This window comes from Rhodococcus sp. NPDC003348, assembly GCF_053589375.1.
In genome coordinates, this window is record NZ_JBSFRT010000068.1 from 1 (window position 1) to 18,237 (window position 18,237).

An 18,237-nucleotide genomic window follows, 5' to 3' on the forward strand; every position below is an offset into this window, starting at 1 on the left:
CCGACGACATCGTCAGCGCCGACACCACGCTCGATCAACTCACCGGCCAGCTCCGACGACCGCCGATCCAACTCCGAGTAAGTGACCGACTCGCCGCCGCAGACCACTGCCGGCACATCCGGAACCGCGGCGACCTGGGCGGCGAACCGCCCGAGCAGGGACATCGCGGGTGCGGGGACGCGGGGTCCGCGCGACCATTCGAGGAGGCGCTCACGCTCATCCGCTCCGAGCAGTTCGATGTCGGCGACCGGGGTGGTGGCGTCTGCATGGACGAACTGGTCGAGGACCCGAAGGAACCGGCCGTGATGGGCCTGGAGTTCGTCCTCGGTGTAGCAGTGCGGGTTCGCCTCGAAATCGACCCGGGTGCTGCGCCCGACGACGCTCGGGTAGATGTTGATCGACAGGTCCTCGACCGGGCCGGTCGAGAGCACGTGGAACTTGCCCGTTTCCCTGCCGAGGGTGATCTCGGTGTGGAAGTTCATGATGTTGATCGCCGGGCCGAAGAACCCGCGCCCGCCGTCGAGGTCGCCGATGTCGCGGCGAATGTCCTCGTGCCGGTAGCGCTGATGCCGCAGCGCGCCGGTCATCTCCAGCCCGACCTGGGCGACGAGCTCGCCGACGGTGGTCTCCGGGGTGACGGAGATGCGCAGCGGAACGACATTGGAGACCATGCCGCCGGAGCGGCGGAGCACCGCGGTGGTGCGCGCGGAGACGGGCAGGCTCAGCACGATGGCGGTCGCGCCTGTCATGTCCGCGAGGTACACGGCCATCGCGGCCACGGTGATTGCGGTGTCCGCGGAGTTGTGCCGGGTGACCGCGTCGTCGAGTGCGGTGAGGATCTGGTCCGGCAGTGCGCCGCCGACCAAACGGGAGCGCACCTCCAGTCGTCCGGTCCGGTTGGACAGCGTCAGCGGCGCGGGCAGATCGGTGGCGCGCGACATCCAGTACTCGCGGTCGGACTGGAACCGGGTGGACTCGCGGTACTTGTCCTCGGCCTCGTTGACGGCGATCAGGTCACTGGCCACCGACGGCGCCGGATCCCGACCGAGGACCGCCGCGGTGTAGACCTCGGCCATGCGGGCCATGAACGTGACCGCACCGAACCCGTCGAGGGCGATGTGGTGGATGGCGAAATACCAGTAGTAGTGCCGGTCCCCCAGCTGCAGCACCGCGCCCCGGATTAGCCGCTCCGTGAGCAGATCCATCGTGGCGGAGTAGTCCTGGAGCATCCACTCCATGGCCGCGGCGTGCGGATCGATCTCGCCCCTCAGGTCCCGGTAGGGCATCTCGTCGTCGAGGGTGTCGTCGACCACCTGGTACGGCTCGGAGTCGATCTCGACGATCCGCAGCAGGGGGGTGCCGAACTCTCGCGCGACGGCGGGGCCGACGCGCCGAAGCACGTCGATGTCGAAGTCGCCCTCGATCTCGATGTACTGCGCGATGGTGACCGGGACGTCCGGCACCAAGTGCTGGGCGAACCACATGCCGCGCTGAGCGGCGGAGAGCGGGAACGGCTCGCTGCACCGGCCGACTGCGGGAGCGGCAGCCGACGCGGCGACGCCATCGGGGACCGAGCCGGATGCCGGGACGCGGGCGGTAAGGGACTCCGGAGGATTGAACACAAAAATCCCTTCGTACGACGCGCTCCGACGCGGAGCTGTGACGCGTTCACGAAGCGGAGTTGGCGCAGGTCAAGCGGCCGCCACCGAAACGGTGCGATCGATGATCCTGAGAATTCCTTGAGCGCCGAGAATACAACGGCATACGTGGTCTTGTTCACGAATCGAAACCACTTTGCGCTGGTGTTCGTGACCAACACATGCTAGGGATTTGCTGTCGATTCCGCCGCGAAACCGGGCAACTCAGGGTATAACGCCATCCCTCTGGCGACTGCGAAACGGTGGTACCGCGATGACGCGGCACCCTCCTCCTACCCCTCGAGCTTGTAACCCAGCCCGCGGACGGTGACCAGGTGCTCCGGCTTGGCCGGGTTCGCCTCGATCTTCGAGCGCAACCGCTTGACGTGCACGTCGAGGGTCTTGGTGTCGCCGACGTAGTCGGCGCCCCACACGCGATCGATCAACTGGCCGCGGGTGAGCACCCGGCCGGAGTTGCGCAGCAGGTACTCGAGCAGATCGAACTCCTTGAGCGGCAACGTCACCGGTTCACCGTTCACCTGAACGGTGTGGCGTTCGACGTCCATCCGGACCGGCCCGGCCTCGAGCACACCGTCGGCAATCCCGCTGTCGGTGTCGTTGTCGGCGCCGCGGCGCAGCACCGCGCGGATCCGGGCGATCAGTTCTCGCGCCGAGTACGGCTTCGTCACGTAGTCGTCCGCGCCGAGTTCGAGACCGACCACCTTGTCGATCTCGCTGTCGCGGGCGGTCACCATGATCACCGGCACCCCGGAGCGGGCACGCAGTTGCTTGCACACGTCGGTGCCGCTCATACCCGGCAGCATCAGGTCGAGGAGCACGATGTCGGCCCCGGCGCGGTCGAACTCGGCGAGCGCGGACGGACCGTCACCGACGACCGTCGCCTCGAATCCTTCCCGGCGGAGAAGGAACGCGAGCGGGTCGGCCAGCGACTCCTCGTCTTCCACGATCAGCACGTTCGTCACCGGTTGGCCTCCATGTTCGTTGCGCCCTGACCGGGTCGCTCTGGGTGAATGGTCGTAATGGACTTGCCTGAGGTTGCGGCGGGGCGCCCGAGCGCGTCGGGCGCCGGTTGGTCGTCGGGTGAATCGGCTTCCTCGGTGTGCGCGGGCACGACCAGGGTGAAGGTGGAGCCGGTCCCGGGCTTGCTCCACAGGGTGATGGAGCCGTTGTGGTTGGCGGCGACGTGTTTCGCGATCGCCAGACCCAACCCGGTGCCGCCGGTGGAGCGGGACCGTGCCTTGTCGACGCGGAAGAACCGCTCGAACACCCGCTCCTGGTCCTCCTTCGCGATGCCGATCCCGCGGTCCGTGACGGCGATCGCGACGTCGTCGCCGCGCAGCGATCGGCTCACCGACACCGCCGACCCCTGCGGCGAGTACGCGATCGCGTTCTCCACCAGGTTCGACAGCGCGGTCACGAGCAGGGTGCGGTCGCCGAGCACCTCGAGGCCGCTCGGCTTGTCCGCGGTGACGGTGATGCCCGCGTTCTCCGCGGTCAGCGTGCTGCGCCGAATGGCCTCGTCGATCACCTCGTCCACCGCGACCGGCTCGAGGTCGGGCAGCTTCTCGGCGCCCTGCAGCCGGGACAGGGCGATCAGTTCGCCGACCATGTTGCCGAGCCGCCGCGACTCGGACAGCACCCGCTCACCGAAGTGCCGGACCGACGCGGGATCGTCGGCGGATTCGAGCAGGGCCTCGGCCAGCAGTCCCATCGCGCCGACCGGGGTCTTGAGCTCGTGGCTGACGTTGGCGACGAAGTCCCGGCGGGTGGCTTCCATCCGTGCCACCTCGGAGTCGTCGTCGGCGAACAGGACGACGAATCGGCGGTCCTCCTCGCTGAGCAGCTGGGCGAGCCCACGGACCGCGATCCGGCCGCGGCCGCGCCCGGGGTTCTTGACGCTGAGGTCGACCTCGACGGGTTCGCCGGTGTCGAGGACCTTGTTCGCCGCGGCCCAGGCGCGCGGTTCGATGGTCCGGTTGTGCACCAGGCCGAGTTCCTCGGCCCGCGGGTTGAACAGGACCACGTCGTGGAATCGGTCGACGACGGCGATGCCGCTCTGGCTGGCGAGCACGATCAGGTCGAGTACCTGGGACATCGTCAGGCCGGCCTGCTCGGCTTCGCGCCGGTTGTAGCGCGCCTTCAGTCGCGGGACGAGCACCCCGCCGACCAGGTAGCCGATCACCGCGGCGGCGGCGACCAGAACGACGACCTGAACAACAGTCACGAGTGAATCGTACGACCGCGAAAACACCGATCGGCGCCGGGTGCAGGCGTTTCGCTGCACGTCACGGCGCCGAACGGCACTGTTTTCCTGCTGTTCACCTGGCGTTCGACCCGGGTCCGCGGATCCGCGTGCGGGGCCCGGGTCGTCGTCATGGTGTTGCTACTTCGCGCCCTGGTTGGCGACGGCCGCGGCACCGGCCGCAGCGGCCTCGGGATCGAGGTAGGTGCCGCCCGGGTTGAGCGGCTTGAGGTTCTCGTCGAGGTCGTAGCGCAGCGGGATGCCGGTCGGGATGTTCAGGCCCGCGATGTCCTCGTCGGAGATGCCGTCGAGGTGCTTGACCAGGGCGCGCAGCGAGTTGCCGTGCGCCGCGACCAGCACGTTCTTCCCGGCGAGCAGCTCCTGGGAGATGGTGTCCTCCCAGTACGGGATCAGGCGCTTGACGACGTCGAGCAGGCACTCGGTCAGCGGGACCTGCTCGAGGTTCGCGTACCGCGGGTCGGCGTCCTGGCTGTACTCGCTGCCGGCCTCGATCGGCGGCGGCGGGGTGTCGTAGCTACGCCGCCACAGCATGAACTGCTCGTCGCCGTACTCGGCCTTGGTCTGCGCCTTGTTCTTGCCCTGCAGCGCGCCGTAGTGCCGCTCGTTCAGGCGCCAGTCGCGGACAACCGGGATCCAGTGCCGGTCGGCGGCGTCGAGCGCGATGTTCGCGGTGCTGATCGCGCGGCGCAGCAGCGAGGTGTACAGCACGTCGGGCAGCAGGTCGTGCTCCTTGAGCAGCTGCCCGGCGCGCTTGCCCTCCGCGACACCCTTGTCCGTGAGCGGGACGTCCACCCATCCGGTGAACAGGTTCATCGCGTTCCATTCGCTCTCGCCGTGGCGGAGCAGCACAAGGGTTCCGATAGTCATGCGCCCATCCTGGCACGCGCCCGCTCCGCCCCGGGCGGGCCACCACCCCGTCGGACCAGGCCATTCTGCGAGTCCCCCTCCTCGACACCCCGCCGCGTGAGATACATGTCACGGCGACAACGACCGTTGTCACCGTGGCGCACGGTCGAACGGGACCCTGACATGCGGGAAAGAAACAACACGATCAGGGTAACCACGGCGTGACGAGGCGGTCGGTGCTGACCGGAATCGCCACCACGTCCCCTTCCCCGGAAATCGCGAACGGCGCCGATCTGGGCCCGTTCGACACCTGACACAACTCTGACGCCGGGCCGGAGGGACGCTGTCGCATCCGCTGCACACCGAAAGACGTCCACAAGCATCCCGATTCGTGTCGCCGGTGGGTGAGTGCATTCGGAGGTAACGCTTCGAGCTCAGCAGCGCAGCAGAATACAAACTCTTCGGTCTGTTCGATTTCGTACGTGTGACGATTGTCGGACCGCACCGGCGCGTGTCCGAAGCCGGGCTTCCTGAGACTCGAGGAGTGCTGCCATGTCGGTTCCCCCGCAAGATCCTCAACAGTCCGGCCAGTACCCGCCCGGTGGGCACGTCGGCCAACCCGCTCAGTACCCACAGCCCGGGCAGTACCCACAGCCCGGCTACTACCAGCAGCCGCCATCCAAGCGGAAGAAATGGCCCTGGATACTCGGCGGCGTCGTGCTGCTGTGCGTCCTGGTATTCGGGGGCTGCGCCGCACTGTTCGGCGGCGCCGCGAACGAAATCGACAAGAATCTCAACGAAGTCGTCAACGTCACCTACGAAGTGACCAGTGACGGTCCGACCGCCAGCAACATCACCTACACGAGCGGCGATTCCGCGAACACCGCACAGGACAATGGTGCCGCCCTCCCGTGGAGCCGCGACGTGACGGTCTCCGGCCTGAAGATCGTGTCCCTGACCGCGCAGGCCGACGACACGGCCACCACGATCACCTGCACCATTCGGCAGAACGGCGCGGTGATCAGCGAACAGACCTCCACTGGTCAGTTCGCTGTCGTGTCCTGCTCCGGCACCGCGGAGTAGGACTCGACGACACCGGCGTGGCGTCCGAAGCGCTCGGCGCGCTCCGGTTCGGTCGGCGCCGGGCCGGCGGGCCGGGCCGTCGCCGCGGGCGCACACTGACGTGATGGACCGAGATCCGCGTGAGCGCTGGATGTTGCACGTCGACCTCGACCAGTTCATCGCCGCGGTCGAGGTGCTGCGCCGGCCGGAGCTCCGGGGCCGCCCCGTCGTGGTCGGCGGCCGGGGCGACCCCACCGAGCGGGGTGTCGTCTCCACCGCCTCCTACGAGGCCCGCGAGTTCGGCGTCGGGTCCGGGATGCCGCTGCGCGTTGCGGCCCGCAAGCTGCGGGACGTGTCCGACGCGGTGTTCCTGCCCGTCGACGCCGACGTCTACACGGCCGCCTCGAAGGTGTCATGGACACCCTCCGCGGGCTCGATGCCGTCGTCCAGGTGCTCGGCTGGGACGAGGCGTTCCTCGGCGTGCAGACCACCGATCCCGACGCCTTCGCCCGCACGGTGCAGGCCGCCGTCCTCGACGCGACAGGACTGCACTGCTCGGTCGGCATCGGTGACAACACCCTCCGCGCGAAGATCGCCACCGAATTCGGCAAGCCCCAGGGCACATTCCGGCTGACCGCCGACAACTGGTTCGCCGTGATGGGCGACCGCGACACGTCCGCCCTCTGGGGCATCGGCGCCAAGACCGCGAAAAAGCTTGCCGCGCTGGGAGTCCACACCGTCCGCGAACTGGCCGACACCGATGAGGCGACGCTCGCGGCGACCCTCGGCCCGACCACCGGGCCCTGGCTGCGGCGCCTCGCCCTCGGTTGGGGCCGCACCGAAGTCGACGCCGAACCGTATGTGGCCCGCGGGCACGGCCGCGAAACCACGTTCCAGCACAACATCACCGACCGCACCGCGATCACCGACGAGGTGCGCACCCTGGCCGGGCGGGTCGCGGCGGATGTGCGGGCGGAGGGCCGGCCGGCGGTCCGCGTCACCCTCAAGGTGCGCTACGCCCCGTTCGAGACCCATACCACCGGCAGCGCCCTGCCCGAGCCGACGCTCGACGAAGCGGTGATCGCCGAGGCCGCGGTCGCGTTGACCGACCGCCTCGACCCGTCGCGCGCGGTGCGCCTGCTCGGCGTGCGCCTGGACATGACCCCGCCGGGCACCTGACCCGGGGCCCGGCGGACATTCGGCACTGTCAGCCGAACGACCGACGCATCCTCGCGGTATGCAGTGGATCGTGTGGGCACTGCGCGCGTGGCTGGCGGTGTCGATGGTGACCGCCGTCGTGTTCGGCCGCGTCATCCCGGGCACGCGACCGGCACGAGACCTCGCCGCCGCTCGACTACGAGGACGACGAGCCGCCGGCCGCGCAGACTGAGGAGCGATGGGCCTGACGATCCATCCGGCACCTGAGCGCCCGGCGAGCACCCCGACTCGTCGATCGGTCTGTCACGAGGCCGCGCTGGAGTGACCGTCCGCTTGCCCGCCGAAGAAGGTCGCGAACCAGATCCTGGTGACGACCTCCGCAGCCTGCTCCACCGGCATCGTCCGGTCCTGGAGGGCATCCTGCGCGTACCAGACGTACGCGGACTGCTCGACCATGCAGGCCATCGCCTCCACCATCACCGAGGAGGGCTGGCCGGCGACCTCGACGATGCCGCACTTGGACTTCAACGCGGTGGTGAACCGGTCGATGTGCCGGTTGCGCATCTTCCACCAGAACTCCCGGAACTGCGGATCCACGCTGGCGGCCTCGACCAGGGTGCGCATGATGTCGCGGTTGTCGTAGTAGTGCGCCAGGTAGCCGGTGTTCGATTCGAGCAGGGCTTCGTACGGTTCGTCCTCGAGCCGGTGCTTCAGGTTTCCGCTCGCCCGGAACAGGTCGTCGTGGGTGTCGGCGATCAGCGCCGAGAACAGGTCGTCCTTGTCCTTGAAGTACCGGTACAGCCCCCCGAGCGACATGCCGGCCTCCGTGGCCACCCCGCTCATCGTCGTACCGACGTAACCATCACGCGCGAACACGGCCCGGGCCGCGTCGAGGAGGCGGGTGCGAGTCTGACGCCCCTTGGTGGTGTTCGGTACGTGCGGCATACCTCTCCTTTTCGTTGCGCGAATCGTAGCTGGTTAACAGACTGATGATCAGAGTTTACAAAAAAGCGACGTCACTCTCTTGACTGTGAGTCGGGTTACCCCACAGAATCATTCCATCGACGCCGCGATCTCCCCGCGTTGCGCTTCCCCCACCCGGCTTTTCACCGAAACGGAGTCGCTGTGAATTCCCGCGTAGCCACTCTCGCCACCATCGCCCTCGACGGGTGCCCGGCCGGCGAGTCCCCCACCACCGAGACTCCCCTGGCCCTCTTCCGCGGCCACCTGGCGCAGGATCCGCAGGCCGTCGCCGTCCGCGACGACCGCGACCACGTTCTGACCCGCCGCGAACTGTGGGACCTGTCCTCGGAGATCGAGGCCGAACTGATCGAACGCGGCCTCGTCGCCGGCGACGTCGTCGTGGTCTGCCTGCCGAACTGGACCGAGTGGATGGCCGCCTACCTGGCCGTCGTCCGCGCCGGACTGGTCGCGGGCACCCTCCCGGTGACCACCGACCCGAAGTCCGTCGCCTACACCGCGAACCTGGTCGGGGCGAAGGCCGTGATCCTGCCGCGAGCCCATCGTGGACGCGACTTCACTGCCGAATCCGATGTTCTTGCAGCCGAACTCGGGCGATTGGTCCATGTCCTGCTGATCGACGGCGACCACCGCACCCGCACCTGGCGCACCTTCGACGGGCCGGACGCCGCCGTCCCCGAGTACCCGGCCGGACTCGCGCACATCCTGTTCTCCTCGTCCACCACCGGCAAGTCGAAGGCGATCGCGCACTCCGAGGCCGGCCTCAGCGCCTACAACCGGATGGTCATCGACCGCTATCGGGTCACCGGCGAGCGCCCGATCTTCATGCCCTCCCCACTCGGCCACAGCACCGGCTTCTGGCACGGCGCCCGGATGTCGATGATGACCGGAGCGACGCTGATCCTGCAGGACGCCTGGGACCCGCGCCGGGCACTCGATCTGGTCGACCGGTACGGATGCGAGATCACGGTCGCTGCCACCCCGTTCCTCAAGGACGTGGTGGACGCCGAATGGGACTCGGACACACCGAAACTGAACGGATTGCGCTTCTTCCTCTGCGGCGGCGCGCCGGTCGCACCCAGCCTGATCGAGCTCGCCCAGACCCAGATGCCCGGCACCCGCATCGCCGCGATCTGGGCGATGAGCGAGGGCGGCGCCACCTCCAGCCTCCCAGGCGACACCACCGAACTCGTCGCGCGAACCTGCGGGAAGGTGATGCCCGGGGTGGCACTCGAAACGATCACGAAGGACGGCGCCATCGCCCCGCGCGGGACCGACGGCGAGATCGTGATGCGCACGCCCTCATTGTTTCTCGGCTACATCGGCCAGGATGAGCTGTACCGCACCTCGTTCACCTCCGACGGCTGGTTCCGCACCGGCGACACCGGCATCGTCGACTCCGACGGCTACCTGAGGCTGACCGGCCGGATCAAGGACCTGATCATCCGTGGCGGCGTCAACATCTCGCCGGTGGAGATCGAGAATGCCGTCGCCGGACACCCGCAGGTGGCCCGCGTCGCCGTCATCGGACGCCCCGACGACCGCCTCGGAGAACGGATCTGCGCCGTCCTCCAGCCGCTCGGCACCGCCCCCGGCTTCGACGAGTTCGTCGACTGGCTCGCCGAGCGCGGCGTCCCGCGCCGACTGTGGCCCGAGTCCATCGAAGTGGTCACCGAAATGCCCGAGACCCCCGCCGGAAAGATCCGCAAGAACGTTCTCAGAGACATGATCTCGACAGGAGCAGACATGACCAGCGGCACCACCGATCTCGTCACCGAGACCGTCACACTGCGCGACATCGACGTCACCTACACCCGCGCCGGCTCCGGGCCCGCCGTCGTGCTGATCCACGGCCTCGCCGAGGACCGCCTGAGCTGGCGCACGGTGCAGCAGGCCGGAATCGGCGAGTACACCACCTACGCCTACGACCTGCGCGGGCACGGCCGGAGCACCGCCGGCTCCGGCGACGGCACCCTCACGCAACTGCGCGACGATCTGATCGTCTTCCTCGAGCAGGTCACCGGACCGGCCGTCTGCATCGGTTTCTCCCTCGGCGGCACCGTCGTCCTGTCCGCCGCCGCGCAGCGCCCCGACCTGGTCACCGCGGTCGTCGCGCTCGGCACCTCCAGCGTCGTCGGCCGCGGCGCCGCCGGCTTCTACGCCGGCCGGATCGAACTGTTCCGCGGCAACGACGAGGCCGCACAGCGCGAGGCCCTGCACGCGGACACCGCTGCCGCCCTGCACAATCCGTCCTCCGACGTGGACGCCGTCACCACCGCGCGGCTGGCCGCCGTTGGAGACGCCGCGGGCTACCTCAACGCTTCCACCGCGATGGCCGCGCTCGTCGACGCACCGCTCACCCCGGCCCTCGCCGAGATCGGCACCGACACCCCGGTCACGATCATCGGCGCCGACCACGACAGCTTCTGTCCCAGGAAGGCCGCCGACATCATCCTCGGCGCGATCGGGCACGCGAGCTACACCGAGATCACCGAAGCCGGGCACCTGATGGTGGTCGACCAGCCCCAGCAGACGATCGCCCTCCTCCGCCGCACCCTCGCCGGCTGACCCCGCGCACCGCGCACCCCTTCCCCCCTCGAAAGGCCTTGCCATGCAAGAACGTCCCACTGCCCTCGTCACCGCCGCCGCCGGCGCCGGCATCGGCGCCGCGATCGCCTCACGCCTCGCCGCCGACGGCTTCGACGTGATCGTCACCGACATCCACGAACGCCGGTGCGGCGAGCTGGCCGCCAAACTGTCCGCCGAGCACGGCCGCGAGTTCTCCCACCACCTGCTCGACGTCACCGACGAGGCGCAGGTCGAGGCCGTCGTCGCGAAGATCGCCGAGACCAAGGGCCGCCTCGACGTGCTGGTCAACAACGCCGGCTGGTCGAAGATCGAGCCGGTCGCCGAGATGTCCTCCGAGACCTGGAAACGCTGCCTGGACGTCGACCTCACCGGCACCTTCCACACGATGCGCCACGCCCTGCCCCTGATGCAGCAGGCCAACTCCGGCGCAATCGTCAACATCTCCTCGATCTCCGCCTACGAGACCAGCACCGAGCACGGAGCCGCCTACTCCGCCGCCAAGGCCGGTGTCCTCGCGCTCACCCGCGTCGCCGCCGCCGAGAACGGCAAGTTCGGCATCCGCGTCAACGCGGTCACCCCCGGCCTGATCTACAACGACTTCCTCCGCAAGATCTACCCCGACGAGTTCTTCTCCGGCTACGCCGAGAACCGGTCCCTCGTCGGCCGCGTCGGCCGCCCCGAGGACGTCGCCGGCCTGGTGTCGTTCCTCGTCGGCCCCGACGCCGGCTACGTCACCGGCGAGGTGTACGGCATCTCGGGTGGGGTGCATCCGCATGGCTGAGTCTCCCCTGCACCTGCCGGTGCGTGAACTCACCAGCGCCTACGCCCGCGGCGACCTGGACCCGGTCGACGTCACCGAGGAGGTCCTGGACCGGATCGAGCGCCTCGACGGCCGACTCCACGCCTACGTCACGCTCACCCCCGCGCTGGCCCGCGCGCAGGCCGCCGACGCCGCCGCCCGCTACCGGGCCGGCGAGACCGGACAGCTGCTCGGCGTGCCGGTGTCCATCAAGGACGCCTTCCACCTCGCCGACACCGAAACCGGCCTCGGCTCCCTCACCCAGCGCGGCCGCGTCGCCCGCTCCGACTCCGGGGTCGTCGCCCGGCTGCGTGCCGCCGGCGCCGTCATGCCCGGCAAGACGAACGTTCCCGAGTTCTGCCAGTCCGCCACCAGCGACAACCGGCTCGGCCCCGACACCGGCAACCCCTGGGACGTCACCCGCACCCCCGGCGGGTCCAGCGGTGGCGCCGCGGCCTCCCTCGGCGCCGGCCTGGCCTCCCTGGCACTGGGCTCCGACGGCGGCGGCTCCATCCGCATCCCCGCCGCGTTCAGCGGCCTCGTCGGGTACAAGCCGACCACCGGCATGTGCCCCGACGAGCGCGGGTTCCGGGCGATGACCGACTTCGTCACCGCTGGCCCCCTGGCGTGGACCGTCGACGACGCCCGGCTGATGGTCGAGGTCCTCGCCGACACCACACTGGTGCGGCGCACCGGGCCGAAGCTGCGGATCGCGTATTGCCCACGGCCCGAGGGCCGTCCGGTGGATCCGCCGATCGCCGCCCGGCTCGACGTGGTCGCGGGCGTGCTGTCCGATCTCGGCCACGAGGTGGTGCAGCGGGACATCCCGATCGACGGATGGAGCGACATCTTCGGTCCACTCGTCCTCGACGACGAACTGCGCGAGCGTGGGCACCTGCTCGAAAACCCGGACCTGCTCACCGCATACGAGCACGCCAGTCTGCGGGCGGCGAACAAGCTGGCCAGTTCCGACGTCGCCCGGGCCAGGGAGGCGCTGCCGGAGTTCCGCCGCCGAATCGACCTGTTCCTGGGTCGTTTCGACGCGGTGCTCACCCCGACCGTTGCGACGGTGGCGTTTCCGCACGGCGACCGGCCCGAGGCAATCGACGGCGTCGAGGTGGACTGGCTGTGGGGAGCGTTCCCGTTCACCTCCCCATTCAACGTGGCCGGCACCCCCGCGATCACGCTGCCCGTCGGCCTGTCCGACGGACTGCCGATCGGCGCCCAGCTCGTCGCGGCGCAGGACCGGGACGCGGACCTGCTGAACCTGGCCGAATCCCTCGAATCCGCACTGGCATTCGACTACAGCCCACTGCGTGAGCGGTGGGCCGTCCCGCGCCTCGACGGCGTCGAGGTCATGCCACAGCCGGAGCCGGTGTCGTGACCGGCGCCCAGCTCACCCTGCGTCGGAACGGGGACGTCCTCGAGGTCGTCCTCGACCGGGCGGACCGCCGGAACGCGTTGTCCCGCAGCCTGCTGCGGGAACTGCGGGAGACGTTCACCGGCCTGCCGGCGGACGTGCGGGCGGTGCTGCTCACCGGCAGCGGCCGGGTGTTCTGCGCCGGCGCCGACTTCGCGGACCTGACCGGCACCTCCGCTGACCTGGACTACGACGTCGACCTCGACGCCGCAGCCGCCGCGATCCGCGGGGCCGCGGTCCCGGTGGTCGCCGCGATCGACGGACCGTGCGTCGGCGCCGGGGTCGAGCTGGTCACCTCCTGCGACGCCCGCATCGTCGGCGCCGGGGCCTGGTTCCGGGTCCCCGCCGTCGAACTCGGGCTGTTGTACAACCCGAAGTCGATCCGCAGGATCCACGCCACCCTGCCGCGGGCCACCGTCACCCGGCTGCTGGTGCTCGCCGACCGCTTCGACGCGGACGACGCCGTCGCCGGCGGCCTGGCGACCCACCGCGCCGACGGTGAGCCGCGCGAGCAGGCCCTGGCGCTGGCCACCCGGCTCGCGTCGATCCCGCCGGACGCGCTCGCCGCGACCCGCGCGCTGCTGCGCAGTCTCGACGACGGCCGCTACGACGACACCGAATGGCATGCCACCCGCATCGGCCTGCTCGACAGCCCGGCCCGGCACGCCGCCGTCGCGGCCGCCTCCGAAAGACACGGCGGCAGTGCCGCTGTCACCACCGTCCCCGAACCCACCACCGGCGGCACCGCCGCCCCCAAGCGCTGAGGACATTCCATGACGAACACCTCCCTCACCCCCGATCCCCGCGACTTCCTCGCGCTCGAGCAGCTGCTCAGCGAGGAGGAGCGGATGGTCGCGCACACCGTCCGTCAGCTCGTGGGCGAGCAGATCAAGCCGAACGTCGGCGAATGGTTCGAGAACCACGAGTTCCCGAAGGAGATGGCGCTCGAGTTCGGGAAGCTCGGCATGCTCGGCATGCACCTCGACGGCTACGGCTGCGCAGGCATGAGCGCCGTCGCCTACGGCACGGCCTGCCTCGAGCTCGAGGCAGGCGACAGCGGCGCCCGCAGCTTCGTCTCGGTGCAGGGCTCGCTGGCGATGTTCCCGATCTGGAAGTTCGGATCCGAGGAGCAGAAGCAGGAGTGGCTGCCGCGGATGGCCGCCGGCGAGGCCATCGGCTGCTTCGGCCTGACCGAACCCGACTCCGGATCAGACCCGTCGAGCATGCGCACCACCGCCAAGCGCGACGGGGACGACTGGATCCTGGGCGGCACCAAGATGTGGATCACCAACGGTTCCCTCGCCGACGTCGCGGTGATCTGGGCGATGACCGAGGAGGGCATCCGCGGCTTCGTCGTCGACACCAAGACCCCCGGCTACCAGGCCCGCAAGATCGAGAAGAAGCTCTCGCTGCGCGCGTCGGTGACCGCCGAGATCGTCCTCGACAACGTGCGCCTGCCCGGCTCAGCGGTGCTGCCGAACGTCGTCGGGATGAAGGGCCCGCTGTCCTGCCTGAACGAGGCCCGCTTCGGCATCCTGTTCGGCGCGGTCGGCGCCGCCCGCGACTGCTACGAGACCGCGCTCGAGTACACACTGCAGCGCACCCAGTTCGGCAAGCCGATCGCCGGCTTCCAGCTCACCCAGGGCAAGCTCGCCGACATGCTGATCCGGGTCAACCGGGCGCACCTGCTGGCGATCCACCTCGGCAAGCTCAAGGACGCAGGCCAACTGGCTCCGGCGCAGATCAGCTTCGGCAAGAAGGACAACGTCGCCCAGGCCCTGCACGTCGCCCGCGAGGCTCGCGGCATGCTCGGTGCCAGCGGAATCACGTTGGAGTACCCCGTGATCCGGCACATGAACAACCTCGAGTCCGTGTACACCTACGAGGGCACCAACGAGGTGCACACCCTGGTCCTCGGCCAGGCCGTCACCAACATCGGAGCCTTCCGGTGAGCGCCGTCGCCGCCCTCGAGGGCCACGACCTCGGCACCCGGGTCGTCTCCTACACCGAGACCGACGCGATCCTCTACGCGTTGTGCGTCGGAGCGAAGCCGGACCAGCTGCCGCTGGTCTACGAGCGGGACCTGCGCGTGCTGCCCACGTTCGGGCTCGGCCTGGGCCTGTGGGCCGTCGAGGACGCGGGCGGGCTCGGCGCCTACGACCGGCTCGAGTCGCTGCACGCGGCGCAGCAGTTGGTCGTGCACGCTCCGCTGCCGAAGGCCGGGAAGCTCGAGATGCGCGCCGCCGTCGCGCAGGTGTGGGACAAGGGCAACGCCGCCACCATCGACATCGCCGTCGAGTGCGAGCAGTTCACCGCCACCTACGCCATCCACCTGCCCGGCTCCGGCGGCTGGGGCGGCGAGCGCGCCCCGTCGAGCCCACGCGTCGATCTCGACGGCGCCGCCTTCGAGCGGCAGTTCCGGGTCGAGCCGAATCTGCCTGCGCTGTACCGGCTCACCGGCGACCTGCACCCGGTGCACATCGACCCCGAGGTGTCCACCGGCTACGGCTTCGACCGCCCGATCCTGCACGGCCTGGCCACCCTCGGCATCGCCGCCCGCACCGTCGCCGAGGCGGCCGGCGCCCAGCCCTGGGAACTGACCGAACTGCGGGCCCGGTTCGCCGCACCGGTCCTGCCCGACAACACCCTCACCATCCGCGCGCAGGCCGGCGATGGCGGCGTGGACTTCGACGCCCGCATCGACACCACCGGCGTGCTCACCGGCGGGCACGCCCGCTTCTGACCGCTCCCCCAGTTCGAACCGGATTTTCAGCTCTACCGAAGGACCCCCAAGTACCTCGAGAAGTCCCCGCTGAAAGGGCACCTCCCATGACCACACCCGCAGCCTCCAGCTTCGGCACCAAGCAGCAGAAGCGCGCCTTCCTCGCCAGCCTCGTCGGCACCACCGTCGAGTGGTTCGACTTCTTCATCTACGCCACCGCGGCCACCCTGGTCTTCAAGACGATCTTCTTCCCGGCGTTGGGGGGCAACGTCGGCACCCTGGCATCCTTCGCCACCCTCGGCGTCGCGTTCCTCGCCCGCCCGGTCGGCGCGTTCATCTTCGGTCACCTCGGTGACCGGCTCGGCCGACGCACCACCCTGATCACCACCCTCACCGTGATGGGTGCCGCCACCGGTCTGATCGGTCTGCTTCCCACCTGGGATCAGGTCGGCATCTGGGCGCCGATCATGCTGACCGCCCTGCGGTTCCTCCAGGGCGTCGCGGTCGGCGGCGAGTGGGGTGGTGCGGTGCTGATGAGCGTCGAGAACGCTCCGAAGTCCCGGATGCGCTTCTACGGCTCGGCGCCGCAGATCGCCAGCCCGCTCGCCCTCGTGCTCGCCACGATCGTCATGTACTTCGTCGCCCGGATGCCCGAGGACCAGCTGATGTCCTGGGGTTGGCGGATCCCGTTCCTGGCCGGCTTCGTGCTCGTCGTGATCGGCATGATCATCCGCCTCGGTGTCGAGGAATCCAGCGAGTTCACCGAGGTGAAGGAGACCGCCGCGGTCGTCGAGCATCCGATCCTCGAGGTCATCCGCACCATGCCCGGCAAGGTGCTCGCCGGAATCGGTCTGCAGGCCAGCGTGATCGTGCTGTTCTACCTGATCACCACCTACATGCTCACGATGGCCACGAACATCCACGGCTTCACCCGGAGCGACACCCTGATGATCCTGCTGATCGCCGCGACGGTCGACCTGTTCGCGATGATCGGGGTCGGCATCCTCTGCGACAAGGTGCCCGCGTGGACCGTCTTCATCGGCGGCGTGGTGTTCACCGGCGCCTTCGCCTTCCCGCTTTTCGCCCTGTTCAACACCGGCAACATGGCGCTGATGACGGTCGCGTTCACCTGCGCCCTCGTCCTCGGCCACGCCACCACCTACGCCGTCGTCTCCTCGATGACCGCGCAGCTGTTCCCGACCGAGGTCCGCTACAGCGGTGTCGCGCTGTGCAGCGCGTTCGCGGGTGTCGCCTGGGCCGCCCCGACCCCGCTGGTCGCTGCCGCACTGGTACCCACCGACGGCTCGAAGCACTGGTGGCCGCTGGCTGCGGGCCTGGTCCTGTGCGCGATCATCTCGTTCGTGTCCGCGTACAGCACCCGCCGCTCGTTCGTCACCGAGACCGAAGACGCCGACGGCGAACGCGACACCGTCGCCCGACCGGTTCCCGTCGCAGACCCGGTGTGACCCACCCCTCTGCGGCCGTAGGCCCATCTCGCCCATCCAGCCAGGAGTAACCATGACCGTCACGCTCACCGAGGAGCAGCGCGAATTCGCTGCCGCAGTCCGCGACTTCTGCCGCCGCGAGGTCGGTACCCGCGAGCAGCGCGACAAGCTCACCGACTGCGGCCGCGAGGGACACAGCCTCGAACTGAACCGGCGGATCGCCGAATTCGGTTGGGCCGCCATCAACGTCGCCGAGGAGTACGGCGGCGCCGGTGGCAACCACGTCGACCTGTGCGTGCTGCTCGAAGAGTTGGCCCGCGGGATGGCGCCGGTGCCCTGGCACGGCACCACGCTGATCACCGGCGGCATCTACTCCAAGTTCGCCTCCGAGGAGCTCAAGACACAGGTCCTCGGCCGGCTCGCCGAGGGTGCAGCGCTGGCGATCTCGATGTCGGAGCCGGGCGCCGGATCGGATGTCGCGGCCCTGACCTGCCGCGCCGAACGTACCGACGACGGCTGGGTGGTCAACGGCCAGAAGACATGGTGCACCAATGCGCACCTCGCCGACAGCATCCTGCTGGTGGCCCGCACCGAGCGCGGCGAGCTCAAGCACCACGGGCTCACCATGTTCCACGTGCCTGCAGGCACGCCGGGCATGGCGGTCAAGGGCATCGACACGATGAACGGCACCGAGGTCAACGACCTCTACTTCACCGACTGCGTGCTGCCCGCCGACGCGGTGGTGGGTGAGGTCGGGCAGGGCTGGGCCCAGCTGATGGCCGGGCTGGCCACCGAGCGGCTGATCCTGGCCGCGCAGCTGCTCGGCACCGCCGAACGGGCCTTCGACGACTGCCTGACCTTCGTCACCGACCGCACCCAGTTCGGTCAGCGGGTCGGCTCGTTCCAGGCGGTCAAGCACCGGCTGGCGGACCTGGCGACGGAGATCGAGTGCGCCCGGCTGCTGGTGTATTCCGTTGCGGCACAGGCCGACGACCCGGCGAGCACCGGAAATCTCGCGCGGGCGTCGTCGATGGCCAAGCTCAAGGCCACCGAGGTCGCCAAGGCGATGTCCCTCGAGGGCATGCAGATGATGGGCGGCTACGGCTACTCCACCGAGTTCGACATGGTGCAGCACGTCCGCACCGCCCTCGGTGCCACCATCTACGGCGGCACCAACGAGATCCAGCGGGAGATCATCGGAAAGTCGTACGGTCTCTGAGCCGCCCGCCGCCTCCCCGGGTGGCCGGAGACCGTCACAGAAGTGGGCGTCGGGCACGGGAAGCGATTCCCGTGC

The 18,237-nt window shown here is 69.4% G+C and carries 15 protein-coding genes and 1 pseudogene; 11 read left to right on the forward strand and 5 right to left on the reverse strand.

Translation table 11 applies throughout. From position 1 onward, the window contains the following. The 4 genes from ACWDU4_RS27205 to ACWDU4_RS27220 all read right to left on the reverse strand — a co-directional run. A partial coding sequence (locus ACWDU4_RS27205) for a condensation domain-containing protein (protein ID WP_450117071.1) occupies positions 1–1,622 on the reverse strand: 1,622 nt, incomplete at its 3' end. Positions 1,623–1,930: 308 nt separating this feature from the next. Continuing rightward, on the reverse strand, positions 1,931–2,620 hold the full coding sequence (locus ACWDU4_RS27210; protein ID WP_450117072.1) for a winged helix-turn-helix domain-containing protein: 690 nt from the start codon (positions 2,618–2,620) through the stop codon (positions 1,931–1,933). Continuing rightward, complete coding sequence (locus ACWDU4_RS27215; RefSeq protein WP_450117073.1) at positions 2,617–3,882, reverse strand: sensor histidine kinase; 1,266 nt, start codon at positions 3,880–3,882, stop codon at positions 2,617–2,619. The genes ACWDU4_RS27210 and ACWDU4_RS27215 overlap by 4 nt, the downstream gene beginning before the upstream one ends. 159 nt (positions 3,883–4,041) lie before the next feature. Beyond that, positions 4,042–4,788, reverse strand: coding sequence for a phosphoglyceromutase (locus ACWDU4_RS27220; protein ID WP_450117074.1), 747 nt, complete (start codon positions 4,786–4,788; stop codon positions 4,042–4,044). 531 nt (positions 4,789–5,319) lie between these two features. Between ACWDU4_RS27220 and ACWDU4_RS27225 the strand changes: the two genes are divergently transcribed. The 3 genes and pseudogenes from ACWDU4_RS27225 to ACWDU4_RS27235 all read left to right on the forward strand — a co-directional run bounded on the left by ACWDU4_RS27225 (position 5,320) and on the right by ACWDU4_RS27235 (position 7,219). Further along, positions 5,320–5,850 (forward strand): MmpS family transport accessory protein, encoded by a 531-nt coding sequence (locus ACWDU4_RS27225; RefSeq protein WP_450117075.1) that lies wholly within the window; start codon positions 5,320–5,322, stop codon positions 5,848–5,850. A gap of 103 nt (positions 5,851–5,953) precedes the next feature. Further along, positions 5,954–7,008, forward strand: a pseudogene (locus tag ACWDU4_RS27230) (DNA polymerase IV). 58 nt (positions 7,009–7,066) lie between these two features. After that, positions 7,067–7,219, forward strand: coding sequence for a hypothetical protein (locus tag ACWDU4_RS27235; RefSeq protein WP_450117076.1), 153 nt, complete (start codon positions 7,067–7,069; stop codon positions 7,217–7,219). A 71-nt stretch (positions 7,220–7,290) separates the two neighbouring features. Here ACWDU4_RS27235 and ACWDU4_RS27240 read toward each other — a convergent pair whose 3' ends face one another. Continuing rightward, positions 7,291–7,932, reverse strand: a complete 642-nt coding sequence (locus tag ACWDU4_RS27240) for a TetR/AcrR family transcriptional regulator (RefSeq protein WP_450117077.1) — start codon at positions 7,930–7,932, stop codon at positions 7,291–7,293. A 180-nt stretch (positions 7,933–8,112) separates the two neighbouring features. Between ACWDU4_RS27240 and ACWDU4_RS27245 the strand changes: the two genes are divergently transcribed. The 8 genes from ACWDU4_RS27245 (at position 8,113) to ACWDU4_RS27280 (ending at position 18,162) form a co-directional block, all read left to right on the forward strand. Beyond that, positions 8,113–10,536 carry an alpha/beta fold hydrolase gene (locus ACWDU4_RS27245; RefSeq protein ID WP_450117078.1) on the forward strand — a complete coding sequence of 808 codons (2,424 nt, stop codon included), beginning with the start codon at positions 8,113–8,115 and terminating at the stop codon, positions 10,534–10,536. A 43-nt stretch (positions 10,537–10,579) separates the two neighbouring features. After that, a complete protein-coding gene (locus ACWDU4_RS27250) occupies positions 10,580–11,338 on the forward strand; it encodes an SDR family NAD(P)-dependent oxidoreductase (protein ID WP_450117079.1) in 759 nt (252 codons plus the stop codon). Next, on the forward strand, positions 11,331–12,740 hold the full coding sequence (locus ACWDU4_RS27255) for an amidase (protein ID WP_450117080.1): 1,410 nt from the start codon (positions 11,331–11,333) through the stop codon (positions 12,738–12,740). The genes ACWDU4_RS27250 and ACWDU4_RS27255 overlap by 8 nt, the downstream gene beginning before the upstream one ends. Next, a complete protein-coding gene (locus tag ACWDU4_RS27260; protein WP_450117081.1) occupies positions 12,737–13,540 on the forward strand; it encodes an enoyl-CoA hydratase/isomerase family protein in 804 nt (267 codons plus the stop codon). Before ACWDU4_RS27255 ends, ACWDU4_RS27260 begins: the two co-directional genes overlap by 4 nt. 9 nt (positions 13,541–13,549) lie before the next feature. After that, entirely contained in the window at positions 13,550–14,728 is a 1,179-nt protein-coding gene (locus ACWDU4_RS27265; protein WP_450117082.1) for an acyl-CoA dehydrogenase family protein, read from the forward strand. After that, on the forward strand, positions 14,725–15,519 hold the full coding sequence (locus ACWDU4_RS27270) for a MaoC/PaaZ C-terminal domain-containing protein (RefSeq protein WP_450117083.1): 795 nt from the start codon (positions 14,725–14,727) through the stop codon (positions 15,517–15,519). Before ACWDU4_RS27265 ends, ACWDU4_RS27270 begins: the two co-directional genes overlap by 4 nt. A gap of 86 nt (positions 15,520–15,605) precedes the next feature. Further along, positions 15,606–16,964 (forward strand): MFS transporter, encoded by a 1,359-nt coding sequence (locus tag ACWDU4_RS27275; RefSeq protein ID WP_450117084.1) that lies wholly within the window; start codon positions 15,606–15,608, stop codon positions 16,962–16,964. A gap of 52 nt (positions 16,965–17,016) precedes the next feature. Then, positions 17,017–18,162 (forward strand): acyl-CoA dehydrogenase family protein, encoded by a 1,146-nt coding sequence (locus ACWDU4_RS27280; RefSeq protein ID WP_450117085.1) that lies wholly within the window; start codon positions 17,017–17,019, stop codon positions 18,160–18,162. The last annotated feature ends 75 nt before the right edge of the window (positions 18,163–18,237 follow it).